At 71.0% G+C, this 3595-nt stretch carries 1 protein-coding gene; it reads left to right on the top strand.

The genetic code is table 11. The annotated features are described in order from the left end of the window. Nucleotides 1-3595 (top strand): S8 family serine peptidase (locus tag E2651_RS42095; protein ID WP_135336544.1); only part of this gene is annotated, 3595 nt, incomplete at both ends.

Genomic DNA, 3595 nt, shown 5'->3' with positions numbered 1-3595 from the left:
CTTCTTGCCGCCGCCCGCGCCGCCCACACGGTCACCCTCGTGACCGGCGACAAGGTCACCGTCACGGAACTCGGCGGCGGCAAGAAGACCGTCACCGTCGACCGGCCCGAAGGGGCCACCGGAGCCGTCCGGAGCGAGATGTCGGGCGGCCGCGTCACCGTCGTACCGGACGAGGCGCGGCCCTATCTGAGCGCGGGGACCCTCGACGAGCGGCTCTTCGACGTGACGGAGCTGATCCGGCAGGGGTTCGCCGGGAAGGAGGCCCGCCCCCTTCCGCTGATCGTCACGTACGAGAAGAAGGTGCGTGCCGCGGGGCAGGAAGTGCCGCGCGGTGCCGAGAAGGTGCGGTCGCTGCCGAGTGTCGGCGGTGTCGCGGTGAAGGCGGGCAAGCCCGGCACGTTCTGGCGGTCCGTGGTGCCGGAGGCCGTCAACTCGCCGAAGGCAAGGCCGGGTTCACGTGATGGGCAGCTTGCCGGCGGCATCAGCAAGATCTGGCTCGACGGGCGCGTCGAGGCCGACATGGCGCAGAGCAACGAGCAGATCGGCACCCCCAAGGCCTGGGAGGCGGGGCTCACCGGCAAGGGTGTGAAGGTCGCCGTCCTCGACACGGGCGTCGACGGCACTCACCCCGGTCTCAAGGGCCGGGTGGACGCCACCAAGAGCTTCATCCCGGGCGAGGAGGTCGCCGACCGCAACGGCCACGGCACCCATGTCACCTCGACCGTCGGCGGCAGCGGTGGCGGGTCGGACGGCGACAAGGAGAAGGGTGTCGCGCCCGGCGCCGCACTCTCCGTCGGCAAGGTGCTCAGCGACGAGGGCTCGGGCAGCGAGTCGCAGATCATCGCCGGAATGGAGTGGGCGGCCAAGGACGTCGGCGCCAAGGTCGTGTCGATGAGCCTCGGTTCGCAGGAGGCCAGCGACGGCACCGATCCGATGGCCGCCGCCGTCAACGCCCTCTCCAAGGACACCGGCGCCCTCTTCGTCATCGCCGCGGGCAACACCGGAGCCCCCTCCTCGATCGGCTCGCCCGGCGCCGCCGACTCCGCGCTGACGGTCGGCGCGGTCGACTCCGCCGACAAGGCCGCGTACTTCACCAGCCAGGGCCCGCGCCACGGCGACCACGCACTCAAGCCCGACCTGTCGGCCCCCGGCGTGGACATCCTCGCCGCACGCTCCCAACTCATCGGAGGTGAGGGCTACTACACCGAGATGAGCGGTACGTCGATGGCGACCCCGCACATAGCGGGCGCCGCCGCCCTGCTCGCCGAGAAGCACCCCGACTGGAGCGGGGCCCGGCTCAAGGACGCGCTGATGTCGACGTCGGCCCGACTGGACGCGCCCGCCTATGAATTGGGTGCGGGCCGGGTCAGTGTCCCCGGCGCGATCGACGCCCAGGTCACCGCGAGCGGCAGCGCCGACCTCGGCTTCTACTCCTGGCCGTACGGCGACAACAAGCCGGTGACGAGGACGGTGACGTACACCAACTCCTCCGATGCGGCCGCGGAGTTGAGCCTCGCCGCCGAAGGCGCGGCGGAGGGCGTCGCGACCCTCGCCGACAAGACGCTCACCGTCCCCGCGCACGGCACCGCGTCCACCACGGTGACCGGTGACGGCGCGAAGGCACCCGTCGGCAACACCAGCGGCCGCATCGTCGCGAGCGCCGCCGGGAAGCCGGTAGCGCACACCGCGTTCGGCCTGGTCAAGGAGGAGGAGCGGTACACGCTCACCGTCCGCGTCAAGGACCGTGACGGCGCCGCGACCGGGGCGGGCCTGGTGCTCCAGCGCCTGGCCGAGGGCGTCGACCCCGTACAGACGGAGGTCGGTGACTCCGGCACCCTGGAGCTTCGCCTGGAGCCAGGAACGTACGCCCTCTCCTCCTTCCTCGACGTGCGCGGCGCCCAGGGCAAGGACTCCCTCGGCCTCGGCTTCCTCGCAGCGCCCGAGATCGTCCTCGACCGGAACCGCGAAGTCACCCTGGACGGAAGGAAGTTGCGCGAGATCGGCGTGGACGTCGGCCGGCGCACGGAGACCCGCCAGCTCCTGATGGAGTACGACCGCAAGGCGAACGGTGCCGAGCTGATGGGCGCGGTCCAGGTGCCGGTCAAGTACGACAGCGTCTTCGCGGCGCCCACCGAGAAGGTTCAGCAGGGCAGCTTCGAGTACCGCACCGTCTGGCGCCTGGGCAAGCCCACCCTCGACGTGAAGGGCCTCGGCGAGGTCGTCGCACAGCCCGGCGGCACCGTCACCGACGGCCGCGGCAAACTGCCGCTCGTCGACGTGGGCGGTGGCACGGCCGCCGAGTACGCGGGCAAGGACGTCAAGGGCAAGGCCGTCATCGCGCGCCGCACGGCGGCCGCGACACCCGCCGAGCTCGGGCAGGCCGCCCAGGACGCGGGCGCGAAGGCGCTGTTCGTGACGGACGACGTGCCGGGGCGTCTCAACGCCTGGTTCGGAACGGACGACAACGCGGACCGGCCGCTGCAGATCGGCACGGTCGGCGCGGCGGACGGTGCGCGGCTCATCGCGGCGGCGAAGGCGGGCAGGGCGGTGGAGACCACGGCGACGTCCCGCACGCCGTACGTCTACGACGTGTCGGAGGGCCACAAGGGAGCGGTGCCGCGCGACCTGACGTACGAGCCGTCGAAGCGTGAACTCGCCGTCCTGGACACCAAGTTCCACGCGGTGAAGCCGGTGGCGGGCGGGGAGTTCCGCTACTCCCTGACGGACACCTTCGCCATCGGGTTCGGCTTCCAGGAGAAGATCGACTATCCGGTCGAGCGGACGGACTACGCGTCGACGGGGGCGGGCCAGTTGTGGCACGAGTCCGTGTCGGTCGGCCCCGGAGCGCTGGAGGAGCGCAGTGGCCTCGTGAAGTACCGGGGCGGCCGGCACTCCACCCTGAACTGGTTCAGGCCCGTGTGGCATCCGTGGCTGGGGACGGGGCTCGGCTGGGGGCAGCAGCGGGCCGGGAACTCGCTGGAGTTCAACGTCCCCGGGTGGGGCGACTCCGGGCCCGATCACACGGGGTTCGGCGACGTGTGGAACGACGACTCGATGACGCAGGTCAGTGCGGTGTACGCGGACGGCGATTTGGTGGACCGGCGGCAGAGTTCGGGGGTCTATGTGTGGGATGCGGATCCCGCCGAGCGGACGTACAAGGTCGTGACGGACACGACGTTGGACGCGGGGCGGTGGCGGCTCGCGACGAAGGGCCACTCGGAGTGGACCTTCAAGTCGAAGGAGACTCCGGCCGACCGGAAGACGTTCCTTCCCTTGCTGAACCTCGGGTTCGACGTGGACACGGACCTTGCCGGGGACGTACCGGGTGGGCGGACCGTGGGTGTCGGGATCTTCTCCGAGTACGTCAAGGGGGCGGTGGACGTCGGGACCATCGGCGGCGGCAAGCTGGAGGTGTCGTACGACGACGGCGCGAGCTGGACGGAGGCCGCCCTGGACCGGGACGGCGAGAAGGCTTCCTGGGAAGGGGAGTTGAAGGTTCCCGGGTCTGCGGAATTCATCTCGCTGCGGGCTTCGGCGAAGGATGACCGGGGCGGTTCGGTGACGCAGGAGATCATCAGGGCGGTGGGGGTGAAGT

Source organism: Streptomyces sp. MZ04, assembly GCF_004684775.1.
GTDB lineage: Bacteria > Actinomycetota > Actinomycetes > Streptomycetales > Streptomycetaceae > Streptomyces.
The sequence above is the reverse complement of the archived record's forward strand: the minus strand, read 5'-3'. Positions and strand labels throughout refer to the sequence as shown.